This window comes from Pseudomonas sp. GW821-FHT03A09 (assembly GCF_059421065.1).
On the sequence record NZ_JBWKUX010000002.1, the window covers coordinates 456,566 to 474,647 of the forward strand.

The window sequence follows — 18,082 nt, forward strand, 5'->3', positions numbered from 1 at the left end:
TTTACAGGTGGCTCAGATGGGTCTCGGCCCATTCGCGTACTTCGGCATAAGGGTAATCTTCCAGCGCAGCAAACCCCGGAATACCCCGCGCCTTCAATCGGGTGAACAACGGCACGCTAATACCACCGAGGAACCGCGTTAGCCGCTCGGCGCCAGGCAGTTGCCCTGTGGCTGCATGATGCCTGTGGATAAAATCTGCGCACAGTCCCATGAAGTCTTTATCCACAAGCGGCGGCAAACTCGGTGGTGCCGGCAGATGCGCAACATGACCATGGCACACCGAGCAATGTCCACAATGCTGGGGCGCATTTTCATCACCGAAATAACCGGCCAAACGCTGCCCGAGGCAATACTCGGTGGAAAAAAGATCGAGCATGGCGTGAATCCGCTCCACTTCGCCGACCTCATGCTGCTTGAAGCCTGTGTATAACTCGGCGCTCAACACCTGTGGATCAAAGTCGGTGTCCAGCAGGCTGTAGACCTCAGTCATCTGCTTGCTTTCCAATTCGATCAAGCCCTGCTCCTGAAAGTAATCCAGTGCTTTCACCACTCGATTACGTTCGGCATTGTGCTGCTGATACAACGCGTCAAAATCCACCGTCGCCCATGTTCTCGCACGCTTACACACGTCGATGATCGCCGCGACAAACTGTTGCCGCTCACCACTGAACCGTGCCAACAAAGCCTCGGGTTCGATAAGGTATTTGAAACGGTATTCGGCATAAAACGCGTAGCGCGGTGCAATCACGCCCTTGAGCTCCAGTTGTACCAACAGCGTCTTGAGCGGCAGTTCGCGGATATTGCTGTGGTCCGATAATGATCTCAGCAGAAACTCCCACTGCCCCTCTGCCCGCGCTGCCTGCAACTCCTCCAGCACACGGCAGATGCCCTCTTGCTCCGGCGTATCACCGTAGACGAAATTCTCCAGCACATTGAGGCTGTCGCGGTTAGCCAGCACCAGGCAATCGGAAGGCTGACCGTCGCGCCCGGCACGGCCGATTTCCTGGCTGTAGTTCTCGATGGATTTGGGCAGGTCGAAGTGCACCACATTGCGGATATCACTTTTGTCGATGCCCATACCAAATGCGATGGTAGCGACGATGCAATTGGAACGCCCGCCCATGAAGCGTTGTTGGATGCCTTCGCGTTTATCGTGGGGCAAACCGGCGTGATAGGCCTCAGCCTGGATACCATTGCGATTCAGGTATTCAGCAATCTGTTCGGCAGTTTTCTGCAAGGTGACATAGACGATGCTCGGCTGATTGACTCGTTCACTCATCCACTCCACGAGGCGCCGACGTTTGTCGTGGCCACCCACCGGCTCCACCAGCAGGTTGAGGTTAGGCCGGTAGAAGCCCGTGGTGACCACGTCCTCCGGAGCAATGGCGAACTTGACCTGCATATCGGCAATCACCTTGGGCGTCGCTGTAGCCGTCAGCAGAAGCGCCTGTGGGATATTGAACTGACGCTGGTAGTCCGGCAGCTTCAAGTAGTCCGGACGAAAGTTGTGGCCCCACTCCGAAATACAGTGAGCCTCGTCCACCACCAGCAGTGAAATCCGCACACTTTGCAGGAAGTTACGAAAGCGCTCGTTCTTCAGGCGCTCGACGGAAATCATCAGGATCTTCAACTCGCCCGAACGGGCACGAGTCATTACATCATTGGCATCATCGCGGCTCTGGGCAGAGTCGATACTGCCCGCTGAAATGCCATGGCGCTGCAAGAAGCCCAGTTGGTCCTGCATCAGCGCCAACAGCGGCGACACCACCAGCGTCAGGTGCGGCAGCAATACCGCCGACAGCTGATAGCACAGGGACTTACCCGACCCCGTTGGAAAAATAGCCGCTGCCGAACGGCCGGCCAGTACAGCGCTGACCGTTTCTTCCTGGCCCAGACGAAACTGTGGATAACCAAAAACCTGCTGGAGGGTGTCGTGCATAGGCTGTCACTCCGTTGACCGCTGAAGGAATCAAAAACATAGATCAGCGATCAAGAAAAGGTCGGGGATAAACGCTACAAACTGATACAGAGAAAACCAGCAAGCCCGCGCAAAAACGAAGACAGTAACACGCTAGATAATCTGCCCCGACAAGGAGTCGTGAATGTCCCGATGCTCACCGTTTTCACTGCCACATCTCGCTATGTTCACACTGCCGTTGCTGCTGCTGGGTTGTGCAAGCTCCCCCGCCCCAATGCCTGCGGAGCCGGACACACAGCGTTTCGAAACGCCCGAATACCTAGCGCAAAAAGCCCTGCCTATCGTCAACGCATCCTCCCTCTACGCGCGGGGCGGCACCGGCCAGGGCGTCAAGGTTGCGCTGATCGACTCAGGGCTCAACCAAGCACTACCCGAGTTTCATGGGCGTGTAGTCGACCCGGGCTACGACTTCGTAAGACAGCATCCAGGCACCCTCGATATCAAGGGCCACGGCACCCAGATGGCCGGTATTCTCGCCGCGAACAAGAACGATCAGGGCATCCATGGCATCGCCTTCAACGCCCAGTTGATCCCTATGCGTTTCGGTGATGACAAGGAGCCGTTCTACTTCGACAGTGAAATCGCCCAGGCCTGGGAGCTCGCCTATACCAAGGGGGCACGCATTTTCAGTAACTCATGGGCGAATCCCATTGAAGCCAACACCAACGAGGTTCCCGTCTATGAGCGCCTGATGGGTGACTCGTTAGGCGTGGCGAGAAAACTGGTGGCTGAAGGAGCCGTATTCGTTTTTTCAACAGGTAACGAGGTCAAGCGTGAGCCGCTCGCCGAACCTGGCCTGCCCGCGCTGGCGCCCGAACTGGAGAAAGGCTGGATTGCCGTCATGGCCCTTAAAAGCGACGGTAGCGCCATCAATCTCAAATCCAATTATTGCGGCCTCGCGGCACGCTGGTGCATCGCGGTGCCAGGGGGAGACGGTGGCGCTGGGTTACTGACCACCAACAAGGATGGCAGTTATGGACCAACCGCCGGCACCTCGCCGGCCGCTGCGTTGGTCAGTGGTGCCTTGGCGGCATTGCAAAGCCGCTTTCCCGAAATGACACCGCAACAAGTGCGTGAGCGGCTGCTCAGTACAGCGAATCGAACGGGTATCTATGCCAATAGCGAAGCCTATGGGCGAGGGCTGATGGACCTGGACGCAGCCTCACGCCAGTAGCCATTGCGCAAAAAACAACGCGCCACTGGGGCGCGTTGTCGGTAAACCATGTTTCGCTATCGATTAGCGGTTCTGCACCCGCTCAATCGCCGTGTCGTACACCGGGTTGGCCTTCTGCTCCTTGGCCAACTGATAGTGACGCAACGCATCCGAAAACTGTCCCGCCGCTTCATAGATCCGCGCAATGTTGTAGTAAGCGCCAGCGCGCACCGTCGCAGCATTCGCACCGGTTGCCAGGGCGATGGCCTTGCGGTTGGCCCAGATCGACTCGGCGGTGTTGCCGGCTTTCTGATACGCCAGGCCCAGGTTGCCGTAGGCTTTGCCGAAGCCATTGTCCAAGTCAATGGCCTGACGGAACAGGTCGATGGCCTGATCCAGATTGCCTGCCTGGTAGGCCGCTTCGCCCTGTAGGTTAAGACGCTTCGCATCGGTTTGTGCAGAAGAACTGACGGCTACCGCAGCAACTGCCACGCTGTCATCCAGCAACGGTTTGACTTCGTTGAGCACATTCGGCGCATCAACCGTCACATCGCTAAAATTGTTGATGTCCTGGAAGTCGCCGCTGCCGGTCATACGAAACACGGTCCATAAGTTGCCGGTACGGTTTTTCGGTACGTAGTAGGTACGCACCAGAGACTGCCCCATGTACACAAACACCTTGGCTTCGCTATTGGACAGCTGGTTCGAACCTAGATGGCCACCGTTGGTGTAGTCATGCACGGCATAGACGTAGCTTTCGCCGTAGTGTTTTTTCTGCAGGGTGATGGTTTCCGGGCCATAGCTGTCGGTGTCATCCACATCCAATTCAGCGTCGGTACCCTTCTGGTTATCGAAGTAGATATTGTTTCCAGGGAAAATCATGTGGGAATCGAGGTCTGCCGGGGTCTTACCCCAGGTCAGCACGACGCGCAGGCCGTCGAGGTTTTCCATGACTGGGCTAACGGCATAAGTCATGCCCTTGCACGGGCACTTCACCACCAGGTTGGAGTAGCCAGGTTTCTTGATGATCAGCAGATTGGACGCATCGTCGGCAGCTTCGCTGGTCAGCGTCACCTGGCCCTGGGCATTGGTGCGGCCCACCACGTTTTGTGCACCGTTGCGTTGCAGCAGCACTTCCGCGTCAGCAATTTTCTGGTCCTTGACCACCGCGCTGAGTACTTCAATCGGCAGTTGCTCAGCCTGGATTGAAAAAGCCACCGCACACAATGACATCGCCGAGGCGACACGAAGCAAACCCATGCTCAACTCCCTTTAAGTAGCGGGCAGAATTGCCCTACAAGATTTTGCGGTGAAACATACGCTTAATTCAGAGCGTAGGCGCAATTTTTGTACAGAATGTGACATGGTTTTTATCCCACCCGCCCGTTGAAACATTGCGCCACAATCAAGCCTTGCTACCCAGGGAGCATGCTGCGATGACCGAACTGACGCTTGAGCAAAAACAGGATCATCATCACAAGATCCGCCGCCCCCACCACAACCATCCCCCTCACCCACTCCTGCGTGCCCCCACCATGAACCTGGCTCCCAACTTCCCCGAAGACCGCGCCATGCAGCAGCTCCTGCAACTGCTGCACGAAGAAATCGGCCTGCCGGAACACAAGACCCTTCGTCTCGAAACCTCGATCAACTTCGACCTCGGTTGCGACGGCACCGAAGCCAAGCAATTCATGGAAGCGCTGGAACAAGATTTTGCGGTCGACCTGGACGACTACGACGCTTATCGTTACTTCCAACCGCCTGTGTTCGATGTGTTCCTCAAACGCCGCGCCAAGGGCCGTGGAGACAAAGTTCCACTGACTATCGGCATGCTCTACCTGGCCATCAAGACCCATAGCTGGGACACGCAAACCCTGGAAAACCTGAGCTGACCTCAAGAACACAGAGAACCAATGTGGGAGCTGGCTTGCCTGCGATAGCATCACCTCGATAAGACTGACTCACCGAGGCGCCTGCATCGCGGGCAAGCCCGGCTCCCACATTTAATTGGCGCGAATAAAACAACAAGGACCTTACATGGACGTAGCAATGGGCCTGCTGGCCGCCCTGCTCTGGGGTGGTACGGATTTTCTCGTGGGCCTCAACGCCCGCGCCGTCGGCGTGAAGCGCGCCGTGTACTTCGGCCAAGCCCTCGGCTTTTTGATCATGACCTTGTTGCTGGTCATTTTCCCGGCCTTTCTCTTCAAGTCCCTTGATGCCCCAATGAGCGTGTGGCTGCTCGGCATTGCTGCCGCTCTGCTCACCGTCTCTGGCGCACTTGCGCTGTCCAAGGCCTTCGCCATGGGCAAGGCCGCCATCGTCGCGCCGTTGGTGACGTCCTACGGCGTAGTCACCACATTGCTGTCTTGGGCCAGCGGCGAACACATCAGCCTGACCCAACTGAGTTGCATCGGCCTGTGCGTGATTGGCGTCATCCTCTCCAGCATTCATAAGGACAACGACATCCCCCACAACAACCCGCGCCTGTCCATCGCCTACGCCATGCTTGCAGCGCTGCTGTATGGCACCAGCTTCTGGCTGCAAGGCCGCTACACACTACCCACATTGGGACCCGTCACCATGCTTTGGCTGGGTTATCTGGTGGGTCTGTGCGTACTGGTGGTGATGGTGCTGAAGATCCAGGACGGGCTGAAGATTCCGCCGTTGAAGAACTGTGCAACCCTGACCGGTGCAAGCTTAATGAACCTGGGCGGGTTCTCGGCGTTTTCATGGGGCGCGATGGCGGGGTCGGTTTCGGTAGTGACCGTGATCAGTACATTGTCGGGCGGGATTGCGGCAATTCTGGGGTTTGTGTTTTTCAAGGAGCGGCTGTCGGTGGTTCAAGTGCTGGGTGTGGTGTTGGTGCTGATCGGAGCAGTGGTATTGCACATCGCCAACTGACCTTGCCCGCACAAAAAAGCCGCCTACAAGAGGCGGCTTTTTCACAACGTTCGAATCTTACAACTTAGGCCCGGCAGCCTTGATCGCATCGCTCACTTCAAACTTCTTGAAGTTCTCGATGAACAGACCCGCCAGCGCCTTCGCCGCTTCGTCGTACGCAGCTTTGTCAGCCCAGGTATTACGTGGGTTCAACAGGCCGGTTTCAACGCCCGGTACAGTCAATGGCACGTCGAGGTTGATCGTGTCGAGGTGTTCTGTTTTTGCACCGATCAACGCGCCGCTCTGGATCGCTGCGATCACGCCGCGAGTGGTCGGGATGTTGAAGCGCTTGCCGACGCCGTAGCCACCGCCGGTCCAGCCAGTGTTGACCAGGTAGACCTTGGAGCCGAAGCCGCGGATGCGCTTGATCAGCAGCTCTGCGTATTCACCCGCCGGGCGTGGGAAGAATGGCGCGCCGAAGCAGGTGGAGAAGGTCGACTTGATGCCGCTGCCGGAACCCATTTCGGTCGAGCCCACCAGAGCGGTGTAGCCAGACAGGAAGTGGTAGGCCGCTTGCTCTTCGCTGAGGATGGACACTGGCGGCAGAACACCGGTCAGGTCACAGGTCAGGAAGATTACCGCGTTTGGCTCGCCGCCCAGGTTCTTCTCGGAACGCTTGGCAACGTGCTCCAGTGGGTAAGCAGCGCGGCTGTTCTGGGTCAGGCTGACATCGGCGTAGTCGGCATGCTTGGCCTCGTCGATCACGACGTTTTCCAGCACAGCGCCATGCTTGATGGCTTTCCAGATCACCGGCTCATTCTTCTCGGACAGGTCGATGCACTTGGCATAGCAACCGCCTTCGATGTTGAACACCACACCCTCGCCCCAACCGTGTTCATCGTCACCGATCAGGTAACGGCTTTCGTCGGCGGACAGGGTGGTTTTACCGGTGCCCGACAGACCGAAGAACAGGGTCACGTCGCCAGCTTCGCCGATGTTGGCGGCGCAGTGCATCGGCAGTACGTCGGAGGCCGGCAGCAGGAAGTTCTGTACCGAGAACATGGCTTTCTTCATCTCACCGGCATAACGCATACCGGCGATCAGCACTTTCTTCTGGGCGAAGTTGAGGATCACGCAACCATCGGAGTTGGTGCCGTCACGCTCTGGCACGCACTCGAAATTGGCGACGTTAAGCACTTGCCACTCTTCACGACCGGCCGGGTTGTACTGGGCCGGGTTGATGAACAGGCAACGACCGAACAGGTTCTGCCAGGCAGTCTGGGTGGTCATTTTCACGGCCAGGTAGTGGTCTTCGGCAGCACCTACGTGGACGTGGGAAACGAAATGCTCTTGCGCGTTGTTGAAAGCCTCGACGCGAGCCCACAGGGCATCGAACTTGTCGGCCGGGAACTTGCGGTTGATCGGGCCCCAGGCGATGGCGTCCTGGGTAGAAGGCTCTTCAACGATGAAACGGTCAACTGGCGAACGGCCGGTACGGTGACCGGTTTCGACGACCAGTGCGCCAGTATCGGCAAGCACGCCTTCACCGCGCTGCAGGGCTTCTTTGACCAGATCGTCAACACTCAGATCGGTGTATACGGCGTTATTGGCTTGCGTCATAAGGTTCCCCGTCGGCCTATGGCCGAGTGCTCCAAACGTTTTGTAGTAGAAAGTTGCGCACTACTACCGCGAAAAAAGTGGGCCGGATTATGCCAGAAAAGCCCAAAAAGAGTAGGGCCCTCCCGTCAGAACTGCGCTAATCCGGCGTTTGTCAGGTGATTTACCTGTGCTTAAACGTTTTAGTGGCGGGTGTCGGAAGGGGTATCGATGCCTGCTCCGGCGAACAACTGGGCTACATCAGCAGCATCGAACAGGTAGCGCTGGTTGCAGAACTGGCAGTCGATCTCGATATTGCCGCCATGCTCCACCACCAGATTCTGCGCATCTTCCAGGCCCAGGCTGACCAGGGCATTGCCTGAGCGCTCGCGGGAACAACTGCAATGGAAGTGCAAGGCTTGCGTATCGAACAGACGCACAGCCTCTTCATGATAAAGACGGTGCAGGATGGTTTCGTTGTCCAGGCTCAGCAGTTCTTCGGCTTTCACTGTGTTGGCCAGGGCGATGATGTGCTGCCAGCTTTCAGCACGATCATCTTCGTCCTTGATGCGGTCGGCCGGCAGTTGTTGTACCAGCAGGCCACGGGCACGCTTGGCGTCAGCGTTGAGCCAGAACTTGGTGCCCACTTGCTGGGACATCACGAAATAGTTGGTGAAGCAATCCGACAGGGTTTCACCGTCCAGATCGACGATACCCTGATAGCGCTGGCCTTCGGTCGGGTCGACGGTAATCGCCAGCACGCCATCGGGCATCAGGTCGGACAGGGTGGCGTCCGCGGCGATCAAGTCGGCCTCGTACCGGGCCAGGCCACGGATTTCGCGCTCGCTGGAACACTCGATCATCAGCATCGGGACCGGGCCTTCGGAGCGCGCCTGCAAAATCAGCAAACCGTCGAATTTCATGGTGCCCACCAGCAGCGCCGCCGCCGCCATCAGCTCACCGAGCAGTTGCGCGACCGGCTCCGGATAGGGGTGCTTGGCGAGGACTTCGGCATAGCTGCGCTCCAACGAAACCAGTTCGCCGCGGGCGTCCGACTCGTCGAAGATGAAGCGTTGGGTGAAGTCGGTATCCGGTAGATCAGTCATAGGTCTGGGTATCTGAGTTGAATAATATTGACGCGAAGATGACGCAGTTTATGAACAATCCGGGTTTGTTCCAAGCCAAGTGAAGCCCCAGGCGATTACCGGCGACTTCAATCGTCGTTGCCACTGCCACGGAACTTGAACAGATCGCGGCGCTGCTTCTTGCTCGGCTTCCCATCGGTACTCACCCCCAGTGCCCCCGCCTTGCGCATCGCCGCCGCTTTCTCACGCTTGGCGATGCTCGCCTCTGTCTCGGCATAGAGTGTCTGCGCTTCGGGCGCGCCACGCCGGACGATGGAAAGTGCCTGAACCACAACAGTCTTTTCATCAAAGCCGGTACGAATCTGGAACTCGTCGCCCACGCGCGGCTCCTTGCCCGGTTTGCAGCGTTCGCCACGGTGATGCACCTTGCCACTCTCGATGGCGGCCTTGGCCAGGGCACGTGTCTTGTAGAAACGTGCCGCCCACAGCCACTTATCCAAACGGACTTTTTCTTCCTCTTCCTGCTTCTGAGCCACTTGAATTCCTCGCTCTGAAAAATGTCGCAACTTTACCGTTGAAACCCTTCGACGCATAAACCCCAAGGCTCACCTAAGATACGCCAGGGAACGCGAGTTTTGCGTGCCTTTCCCTAACAGCCACTGATTACTGCAGCCTGAGAGATATCTGTCGCCATTTGTCGAATATTCTGCGTGAATACCGCGAAATCGGCGCCAAACCCTCGATGAGGGTTTGGGGATTGTCACAATCCATGCGCAGTTGGACGTTACTGTCCTCGACGACTACGAAACATTTCTGAATTGCCGGTTACTCATATTGAAGACATTTGACCATTTGACCGTTGTGGGTCTGCGTGAGTGGGTGGCCCTTCCCGAGTTGGGAGTGGCCGGCCTGCGCGCCAAGATCGACACCGGCGCCAGCACCTCCAGCCTGCACGCCACCGATATCGAGCCTTTCGAGCGCGAGGGTGAGAAGTGGGTGCGCTTCACCGCGCACCTTGGCAGCGTCGTGCAACTGCGTCACCGTCGCTGCGAAGCGCCCCTGGTGACGATGAAAACCATCAAGAGCTCCAACGGGCATGCGCAGGTGCGCTACGTGATCAGCACAACGTTGGCACTGGGTGACCGGGTATGGCGTGTGGAATTCACCCTGGCCTGCCGCAAGGCCATGCGTTACCGCCTGTTGCTCGGTTCCAAGGCGCTGATTGACGGCCAGTTGGTGGTCAATCCCGGCGTCAAGTACGTTCAAGACAAGCCGGTGTTCCCGGTCTCTACTCTTTCTGTCCCAGGTGCTGCATGAAGATTGCTGTGCTGTCGCGAAACCCGCGTCTGTATTCCACCCGCCGCCTGGTTGAGGCCGGCACCGAACGTGGCCATGAAATGGTGGTGATCGACACGTTGCGGGCCTACATGAACATTGCCAGCCACAAACCGCAGATCCACTACCGGGGCAAGCCGCTGGAGGGTTTTGATGCGGTGATCCCGCGTATTGGCGCCTCAGTCACTTTCTACGGCTGCGCGGTGTTGCGCCAGTTTGAAATGATGGGCGTGTTCCCCCTTAACGAATCGGTAGCCATCGCGCGCTCGCGGGACAAGCTGCGCTCGCTGCAGTTGCTGTCGCGCCGGGGCATTGGCCTGCCGGTCACCGGTTTTGCCCACTCACCGGATGACATCCCCGACCTCATCGACATGGTCAACGGCGCGCCGCTGGTGATCAAGGTGCTGGAAGGCACCCAGGGTATCGGCGTGGTGCTGTGTGAAACCGCGACAGCAGCCGAATCGGTGATCGAGGCATTCATGGGCCTCAAGCAGAACATCATGGTGCAGGAGTACATCAAGGAAGCCGGTGGCGCAGATATCCGTTGCTTCGTAGTGGGCGACAAAGTGATTGCAGCGATGAAGCGCCAGGCCAAGCCAGGGGAGTTCCGCTCCAACCTGCACCGTGGTGGTAGTGCCAGCCTGATCAAGATCACCCCGGAAGAACGCATGACCGCGCTGCGGGCAGCCAAGGTAATGGGCTTGAGCGTGGCCGGCGTGGATATCCTTCGCTCCAACCATGGGCCACTGGTGATGGAGGTGAACTCATCGCCGGGCCTGGAAGGGATCGAGACCACCACTGGCAAGGACGTGGCGGGGATCATCATTCAGCATCTGGAGAAGAACGGCGGGCCAAATATGACTCGGACCAAAGGCAAGGGCTGAATTAGACACCACAAAAAGTGTGGGAGCTGGCTTGCCTGCGATAGCTATAGTGAATTCTCCACCGCTATCGCAGGCAAGCCAGCTCCCACATTTGGTTACTTGCCGTTTGTCAGACCGCATCTCTAGGCAACATCAGCCCCAGCGGCAAACGCACCCGCGCCTCCAGGCCACCTTCTTCGCGATTACGCAGCTCGACATTGCCACCATGCATCGAGGCAATCCGCCGCACAATCGCCAAACCCAGGCCAGTACCCTTGCCACCCCGGGCACGGTCGCCACGGGTGAACGGGTTGAAAATCCCTTCCAACTCGTCCGGGTCGATACCCGCGCCCCGGTCCATCACACTCAGCACCACATACGGCGCAGTGCTATCGCCCGACACATAGGCTGCGACTTCCACATCGGAACCTGCGTGATGCAAGGCGTTGCCGATGAGGTTGTTCAACAGGCGCTTCATCGACACCCGACGCAACGCGAATGGCTGGATCGGCTCCAAACGCATGCGCACTTGCTCACCGTTCTGGTTATACGGGGCCACTACCTCTCGCACCAAGTCCGTAAGGTCGACCTCTTCAACCACTTCATCCCGACCATCACGGATAAACGCCAGGAACTGGTCGAGAATCGCATCCATGTCCTCGATGTCGCGGACCATGTCATCCGTCAGGTCGTTATGGTTGCCCATCAATTCCAGGGATAGCCGCAAGCGCGTCAACGGCGTGCGCAGGTCATGGGATACGCCCGCCAGCATCAGCTCGCGCTCACGACCCGCCTGCTCGACATCTTCCGCCATCTGATTGAACGCGCTGTACACCTCGGTCATCTCACTGGGCGTGTCGCTGACCGGCAGTCGCACACTGCGCCCCTGCCCCAGTTGGCGGGCGGCGAACACCAGACGCTTGAGGGGCTGGTTTAGCTGGCGGACGAAAATCCAGGCGGATGCGGTAGAAAGCAAACCAATGGCCAGGAACCAACCCAGCACGTTCCAGATCTTCTGCCCCCGCAGCGGGTGGGGGTACAGCGGTACTTTCAGCCAATCCTGACCCAGGCTGGGCGCCCGCACCCAGAGGGCGGGCGACACGTGCATGCGCAGCCGCACCTCGGTGTCGTCACCCAGTTCGGCCTGCATCTGTCGCTGGTAAATCTCACTGTAGGGCCAGTGCTGCTCGCCCTCCGGCACACCCGCACCCGCCACGCGAACCAGTGTCGCAGCCTTGGCAATCTTCTCGCGGTTTTCCGGATCAGCCGCCCAATAGGCACGCAGTGTAAGAGCGACGCCGTGACTGTACTGCCGATCCACCAGCACATCCTCGTTCATCAACAGATAAACCAGTGTGAGTGCCTTGGAAAACAGAACAACGATCAGCACCAGCCAAAGCGTGCGGGAAAAGAAACTTTGCGGGAACCACAGCGGGGTTTTCATAGAAGACAGCTAGATACCTTGCAGGGACGAGGGGCGCTCGCAGAATTGCAGATGCCGGGTATCCCGCTGACGCTCATGGAGCCAAACGCCGGAATACCCGTCCCTGCAAATCATCGGTCAACTGGTTTTATTGCCATCCGGCACGAACACATAACCCACGCCCCACACCGTCTGGATATACCGCGGCTTGGACGGATCAGGCTCGATCATCCGGCGCAGACGGGAGATCTGCACGTCGATGGAACGCTCCAGGGCATCCCACTCCCGGCCACGGGCCAGGTTCATCAACTTGTCGCGGGTCAACGGCTGGCGCGCGTTCATCACCAGCGCCTTGAGCACCGCGAATTCGCCGGTGGTCAGCATGTGCACTTCTTCACCGCGCTTGAGCTCACGGGTAGCCAGCGACAATTCGTAGTCGCCAAAGGTGACGCTTTCGTCTTCACTGCCTGGCGCGCCCGGCACCGGCGGAGCCTGACGACGCAATACAGCCTTGACCCGAGCCATCAACTCATCCGGGTTGAACGGCTTGGCCAGGTAGTCATCAGCGCCAAGTTCAAGGCCCTTGATGCGGCTCAGCTCATCGCCCTTGGCGGTCAGCATGATGATTGGAATCTGGTTGTTCGCACCGCGCAGGCGCTTGCAGGCGGTAAGGCCGTCTTCGCCGGGCAGCATCAGGTCGAGTACGACCAGGTTGAACACCTCGCGCCCCAGCAGGCGGTCCATCTGTTCGGTGTTCGGCACCGCGCGAGCGCGGTAGCCTTTGGAGTTGAAGAAGCGCTCCAACAGGCTGCTAAGCCCTGGATCGTCATCAACGATGAGAATTTTTTCGCCTTCAGCAGTTTGTACAGTGCTGCTCATTGGATGCTCCTCTTATCTCGGCGCGCATTATGGCTTAGGTGCCGTTATACGCACCGTGTGCATTGTTAGCAGATTTTTCCTCTGCCGCCAGCGAACCCGCGTGCGGCGACCACCGGCGCAGTACCCCCCCAAGCCGGAACGCTGGTTATAATGCGGCGCCTTCGTGCAGAGCAACGTCAGATCGTTACCGTTTGCTGCCGGGATCTTTTTTCACCCGCTTGTCGTGATTTTTTCAATTTCGAGGGTCAATAGGCTGCCTCTTGACCCAGGCAGCGGCGCCAGTCGGGCCGCTCAACCAGCCTCCCAGGGCCTTGTTTTCCGGGCCTGCGGGCTGCTTTCAAGAATTTCAGGTGGTTTTATGGACAGCATCAACAGCCGCATCGCCGAGGAACTCGGTGTACGCCCACAGCAGGTCGAAGCGGCCGTCGCTCTACTGGATGAAGGTTCTACGGTGCCTTTCATCGCCCGTTACCGAAAAGAAGTGACCGGCAGCCTCGACGACACCCAATTGCGTCACCTGGAAGAGCGCCTGCGCTACCTGCGAGAACTCGACGAACGGCGTATCAGCATCCTCGCCAGCATCGAGGAACAGGGCAAGCTGACTCCGCAACTGGAGCGCGATATCAAGCTCGCCGACACCAAGACCCGCCTCGAAGACCTCTACCTACCCTACAAGCAGAAGCGCCGCACCAAGGGCCAGATCGCCCTGGAAGCCGGCCTGGGCGAGCTGGCCGACGGCCTGTTCAACAACGCGTCGCTGACACCGGACACCGAGGCGGCCCGCTTCATCAACGCCGAAAAAGGCGTCGCCGACGTCAAGGCCGCCCTCGAAGGCGCCAAGTACATCCTCATGGAGCGCTTCGCCGAAGACGCCAGCCTGCTGGAAAAACTACGCACCTACCTCAAGCAGGAAGCCACGCTCAGCGCCCGCGTCATCGCCGGCAAAGAGGAAGAAGGCGCCAAGTTCCGCGACTACTTCGAACACGACGAACCGCTCAAGAGCATGCCGTCCCACCGCGCACTCGCCATTTTCCGTGGCCGCAACGAAGGCATTCTCAGCTCGGCGCTGAAAGTCGGCGACGAGCTGCCGGGCACCATGCACCCATGCGAAGGCATGATCGGTCAACAATTCGGCATCCAGAATCAGAATCGTCCTGCGGATAAGTGGCTGGGTGAAGTGGTGCGCTGGACCTGGAAGGTCAAGCTTTACACTCACCTGGAAACCGACCTGCTGGGTGAGTTGCGCGACGGCGCCGAGACCGAGGCGATCAACGTATTCGCCCACAACCTGCATGACCTGCTGCTGGCCGCACCGGCCGGCCCGCGCGCCACCCTGGGCCTCGACCCGGGCCTGCGCACCGGTTGCAAGGTCGCCGTGGTCGACTCCACCGGCAAGCTGCTGGACCACGCCACCGTTTACCCACATGTGCCGCACAACAAGTGGGACCAGACCCTGGCGATCCTGGCCGCGCTATGCGCCAAGCACGCCGTGGACCTGATCGCCATCGGCAACGGCACCGCCAGCCGTGAAACCGACAAGTTGGCCGCCGAGCTGATCAAGAAATACCCAGCCATGAAAATGACCAAGGTCATGGTCTCCGAGGCCGGCGCTTCGGTGTACTCGGCGTCGGAACTGGCTTCCAAGGAGTTCCCGGACCTCGACGTGTCGATCCGTGGCGCAGTGTCCATCGCCCGTCGCCTGCAAGACCCCTTGGCCGAACTGGTGAAAATCGACCCTAAATCCATCGGTGTCGGCCAGTACCAGCACGACGTGTCGCAGCTGAAACTGGCACGCGGCCTGGATGCCGTAGTGGAAGACTGCGTGAACGCCGTGGGCGTGGACGTGAACACCGCCTCCGTGGCGCTGTTGGCGCGTATCTCCGGCCTCAACGCCACCCTGGCGCAGAACATCGTCACCCACCGCGATGAAAACGGCGCGTTCAAAACCCGCGCCGCGCTGAAAAAAGTCGCACGCCTGGGCGAAAAAACCTTCGAACAAGCCGCCGGCTTCCTGCGCGTGATGAACGGCGACAACCCACTGGACGCCTCCGCGGTTCACCCGGAAGCCTACCCGCTGGTACAACGCATCGCCGCCGAGACCGACCGCGACATTCGCTCGCTGATCGGCGATGCCGCGTTCCTCAAGCGCCTGGACCCGAAGAAGTACACCGATGAAACCTTCGGCGTGCCGACCATCACCGACATCCTGCAAGAACTGGAAAAACCGGGTCGTGACCCACGCCCCGAGTTCAAGACTGCCGAGTTCCAAGACGGCGTCGAAGACCTCAAGGATCTGGAGCTGGGCATGATCCTCGAAGGCGTGGTCACCAACGTGACCAACTTCGGCGCTTTTGTGGACATCGGCGTGCATCAGGACGGTTTGGTGCATATTTCTGCGCTTTCGGAGAAATTCATCAAAGATCCGCGCGAAGCGGTGAAAGCCGGTGATGTGGTCAAGGTCAAGGTCATGGAAGTCGACATCCCTCGCAAACGCGTTGGCCTGTCGATGCGCATGAGTGACACCCCAGGCGAGAAGATCGACGGCGCCCGTGGTGCTCGTCCGGGTTCGGCACCGCGCCAATCGCAGAACAACGCGCCGCGCAAGGAAACCGCCACCGCCGCCCCGAGCAACAACGCCATGGCCTCGCTGTTCGCTAACGCCAAACAGTTGAAGAAACGCTGATGGAGATCCCGGCCGGTTTGACCCAGAGCGCATTCAGCGAACTGATCGGCTGCCGCCTGCAACGCCTGGACGAGGGCGTTGCCGAGGTGGCCCTGACCCTGGAGCCGCAGCTGCGCAACCGCGCGGGCAAGCTCCATGGCGGGGCGATCTTCAGCCTGGTGGACATTACGATGGGGCTGGCCTGTTCCAGCTCCCATGGTTTCGACCAGCAGAGCGCGACCATCGAGTGCAAAATCAACTACATCCGCGCCGTGTCTGACGGTGACGTGCTGTGTACCGCCCGGGTGATCCACGCGGGTCGCCGCACACTGGTGGTCGAAGCCGATGTGTATCAAGACGAAAGATTAGTCGCAAAAGCACAAGGCACGTTCGCTGCCCTATAGCTCCCCACCCTCGATTTGAGTTAATTTCGGCGCTGCGATAACAGCGTCGGAATTTTCTTGCTGCGCTATAGCCCAATTCATGGAGTGAAGTCGGCTTTTACAGATCGAGTCAGATCGACTCTAAACCAGGCGATCACGCCAGTTTTAACTTCACCCTTGTAGACCGTCCTGCCCACCCCCATATTGGGGCGACTGACGCGTGAAGGAATCCAACTTGAGCGAACTTCTCAACCGCCGCCTGGCCTTGCTCGGCAAGCGCGAACACCTCTCCCTGCTAGAGCAGTGCTTGCACGGCATCGAGCGTGAATGCCTACGCGTCACCGATGAAGGTCGCCTGGCACAAACGCCGCACCCTGAAGCCCTGGGCGCCGCGCTGACCCACGAACAGATCACCACCGACTACTCGGAATCGCTGCTGGAGTTCATCACTCCCGCCCTGCCCAACCCGGCCGATACCCTGAGCAGCCTGGACAAGATTCATCGGTTTGCCTACACCAAGCTCGGCAGCGAATACCTGTGGAGCCCCTCGATGCCGTGCCCGTTGCCGGCCGAGGAAGACATTCCGATTGCCTACTACGGCACCTCCAATATCGGACAGCTCAAGTACGTGTACCGCAAGGGCCTGGCCCTGCGTTACGGCAAGACCATGCAGTGCATTGCCGGCATCCACTACAACTTTTCCCTGCCGGAACAGTTGTGGCCGCTGCTCAAGGAGACTGAAGGGTTTGTCGGCACCGACCGCGATTACCAGTCCAATGCCTACATCGCGCTGATCCGTAACTTCCGCCGCTACAGCTGGCTGCTGATGTACCTGTTCGGCGCCTCGCCAGCCCTGGATGCCGGTTTCCTGCGCGGTCGCTCGCACCAGCTCGAAGTACTGGATGCCGACACGCTGTACCTGCCGTATGCGACCAGCCTGCGCATGAGCGACCTGGGTTACCAGAGCAACGCCCAGGCCGGTCTTACGCCGTGCTACAACGACCTGGCCAGCTACACCGATAGCCTGCGCGAAGCGGTGGCAACGCCCTACGCGCCTTACGTCGAAGTCGGCACGCACAAGGACGGTGAGTGGGTGCAGCTCAACACCAACATCCTGCAGATCGAAAACGAGTACTACTCCAACATTCGCCCCAAGCGTGTGACCTACACCGGCGAACGCCCGATCCAGGCGCTGATGGCCCGTGGCATTCAGTACATCGAAGTGCGTTGCCTGGATATCAACCCGTTCCTGCCGATGGGGATTGACCTGCCGGAGTCGCGCTTCCTCGACGCGTTCTTGCTGTACTGCGCCCTGAACGACAGCCCGCTGTTCGCTAACAACGAGTGCGGCAACGCCACGTCCAACTTCCTCAGCGTGGTCAAGGAAGGTCGCCGTCCGGGCCTGCAGTTGCAACGTGAGGGCGCATCGGTGGACATGAAGGAATGGGCCACCGAGTTGCTGGAGAAGATTGCTCCGTTGGCCGCGCTGCTGGATGAGAGCCACGGTATCACCGAGCACAGCCAGGCGCTGGACGCCCAACTGGCGAAGGTCAAGGATTCGTCCCTGACCCCGTCGGCCCAGGTGCTGGCAGCAATGGCCGAGCGTAAAGAGAGTTTTGCGCAATTCTCCCTGCACCAGAGCCGGCTGCATGCCGAGCACTTCCGCAAGGAGCCGCTAACGGCCGAGGAACAGGCACGTTTTGAAGAAATGGCGCGCACGTCACTGGCCCAACAGGCGGAGCTGGAACAGAACGAAGTGGGCGATTTCGATGTGTTTGTCGGGTCGTACCAGGCCAGCATCCTCGCCATCAGCAACTGATAAACCCTCTATTTGGAATAGGTTCA

Annotated in this window: 15 protein-coding genes; 8 read left to right on the plus strand and 7 right to left on the minus strand. The window is 59.0% G+C overall.

The window, feature by feature from the left end; all coding sequences use genetic code 11:
• Position 1 precedes the first annotated feature (1 nt).
• Entirely contained in the window at positions 2-1,939 is a 1,938-nt protein-coding gene (locus tag AC07V4_RS04815; protein WP_492637674.1) for a RecQ family ATP-dependent DNA helicase, read from the minus strand.
• 163 nt (positions 1,940-2,102) lie between these two features.
• Between AC07V4_RS04815 and AC07V4_RS04820 the strand changes: the two genes are divergently transcribed.
• On the plus strand, positions 2,103-3,152 hold the full coding sequence (locus AC07V4_RS04820; protein WP_492637675.1) for a S8 family peptidase: 1,050 nt from the start codon (positions 2,103-2,105) through the stop codon (positions 3,150-3,152).
• 63 nt (positions 3,153-3,215) lie between these two features.
• On the opposite strand, the gene AC07V4_RS04825 is transcribed toward AC07V4_RS04820, so the two are convergent.
• Positions 3,216-4,391 (minus strand): tetratricopeptide repeat protein, encoded by a 1,176-nt coding sequence (locus AC07V4_RS04825; RefSeq protein WP_492637676.1) that lies wholly within the window; start codon positions 4,389-4,391, stop codon positions 3,216-3,218.
• A gap of 275 nt (positions 4,392-4,666) precedes the next feature.
• On the opposite strand from AC07V4_RS04825, the gene AC07V4_RS04830 reads away from it, so the two are divergent.
• Both AC07V4_RS04830 and AC07V4_RS04835 read left to right on the plus strand, forming a co-directional pair.
• The gene (locus AC07V4_RS04830; protein WP_492637773.1) at positions 4,667-5,023 is read left to right on the plus strand and encodes a DUF1493 family protein; all 357 of its coding nucleotides are present in this window, start codon (positions 4,667-4,669) and stop codon (positions 5,021-5,023) included.
• Between the two features lie 145 nt (positions 5,024-5,168).
• On the plus strand, positions 5,169-6,032 hold the full coding sequence (locus AC07V4_RS04835) for an EamA family transporter (RefSeq protein ID WP_492637677.1): 864 nt from the start codon (positions 5,169-5,171) through the stop codon (positions 6,030-6,032).
• A 57-nt stretch (positions 6,033-6,089) separates the two neighbouring features.
• Here AC07V4_RS04835 and AC07V4_RS04840 read toward each other — a convergent pair whose 3' ends face one another.
• The 3 genes from AC07V4_RS04840 to AC07V4_RS04850 all read right to left on the minus strand — a co-directional run bounded on the left by AC07V4_RS04840 (position 6,090) and on the right by AC07V4_RS04850 (position 9,228).
• Positions 6,090-7,631 carry a phosphoenolpyruvate carboxykinase gene (locus AC07V4_RS04840; protein WP_492637678.1) on the minus strand — a complete coding sequence of 514 codons (1,542 nt, stop codon included), beginning with the start codon at positions 7,629-7,631 and terminating at the stop codon, positions 6,090-6,092.
• Positions 7,632-7,810: 179 nt separating this feature from the next.
• Positions 7,811-8,713, minus strand: a complete 903-nt coding sequence (hslO, locus tag AC07V4_RS04845; protein WP_492637679.1) for an Hsp33 family molecular chaperone HslO — start codon at positions 8,711-8,713, stop codon at positions 7,811-7,813.
• A gap of 107 nt (positions 8,714-8,820) precedes the next feature.
• Positions 8,821-9,228: an RNA-binding S4 domain-containing protein gene (locus AC07V4_RS04850; RefSeq protein WP_492637680.1), complete on the minus strand. Its 408-nt coding sequence runs from the start codon at positions 9,226-9,228 to the stop codon at positions 8,821-8,823.
• Between the two features lie 298 nt (positions 9,229-9,526).
• Here AC07V4_RS04850 and rimB point away from each other — a divergent pair, with 298 nt between their 5' ends.
• Together rimB and rimK are read left to right on the plus strand one after the other, a co-directional pair.
• Positions 9,527-10,009, plus strand: a complete 483-nt coding sequence (rimB, locus tag AC07V4_RS04855; protein ID WP_492637681.1) for a retropepsin-like aspartic endopeptidase RimB — start codon at positions 9,527-9,529, stop codon at positions 10,007-10,009.
• Positions 10,006-10,911 (plus strand): 30S ribosomal protein S6--L-glutamate ligase, encoded by a 906-nt coding sequence (gene rimK / locus AC07V4_RS04860; RefSeq protein WP_010214091.1) that lies wholly within the window; start codon positions 10,006-10,008, stop codon positions 10,909-10,911. Before rimB ends, rimK begins: the two co-directional genes overlap by 4 nt.
• Before the next feature lie 109 nt (positions 10,912-11,020).
• Here rimK and AC07V4_RS04865 read toward each other — a convergent pair whose 3' ends face one another.
• Both AC07V4_RS04865 and ompR read right to left on the minus strand, forming a co-directional pair.
• Positions 11,021-12,334, minus strand: a complete 1,314-nt coding sequence (locus AC07V4_RS04865; protein WP_431750163.1) for an ATP-binding protein — start codon at positions 12,332-12,334, stop codon at positions 11,021-11,023.
• Between the two features lie 117 nt (positions 12,335-12,451).
• The gene (gene ompR / locus AC07V4_RS04870) at positions 12,452-13,192 is read right to left on the minus strand and encodes an osmolarity response regulator transcription factor OmpR (RefSeq protein ID WP_431750164.1); all 741 of its coding nucleotides are present in this window, start codon (positions 13,190-13,192) and stop codon (positions 12,452-12,454) included.
• A 358-nt stretch (positions 13,193-13,550) separates the two neighbouring features.
• Between ompR and AC07V4_RS04875 the strand changes: the two genes are divergently transcribed.
• The 3 genes from AC07V4_RS04875 to gshA all read left to right on the plus strand — a co-directional run bounded on the left by AC07V4_RS04875 (position 13,551) and on the right by gshA (position 18,056).
• Positions 13,551-15,875 (plus strand): Tex family protein, encoded by a 2,325-nt coding sequence (locus AC07V4_RS04875; RefSeq protein ID WP_492637682.1) that lies wholly within the window; start codon positions 13,551-13,553, stop codon positions 15,873-15,875.
• Positions 15,875-16,258: a PaaI family thioesterase gene (locus tag AC07V4_RS04880; RefSeq protein ID WP_431750166.1), complete on the plus strand. Its 384-nt coding sequence runs from the start codon at positions 15,875-15,877 to the stop codon at positions 16,256-16,258. Before AC07V4_RS04875 ends, AC07V4_RS04880 begins: the two co-directional genes overlap by 1 nt.
• A 214-nt stretch (positions 16,259-16,472) precedes the next feature.
• On the plus strand, positions 16,473-18,056 hold the full coding sequence (gene gshA, locus AC07V4_RS04885; protein WP_492637683.1) for a glutamate--cysteine ligase: 1,584 nt from the start codon (positions 16,473-16,475) through the stop codon (positions 18,054-18,056).
• Positions 18,057-18,082: the final 26 nt, after the last annotated feature.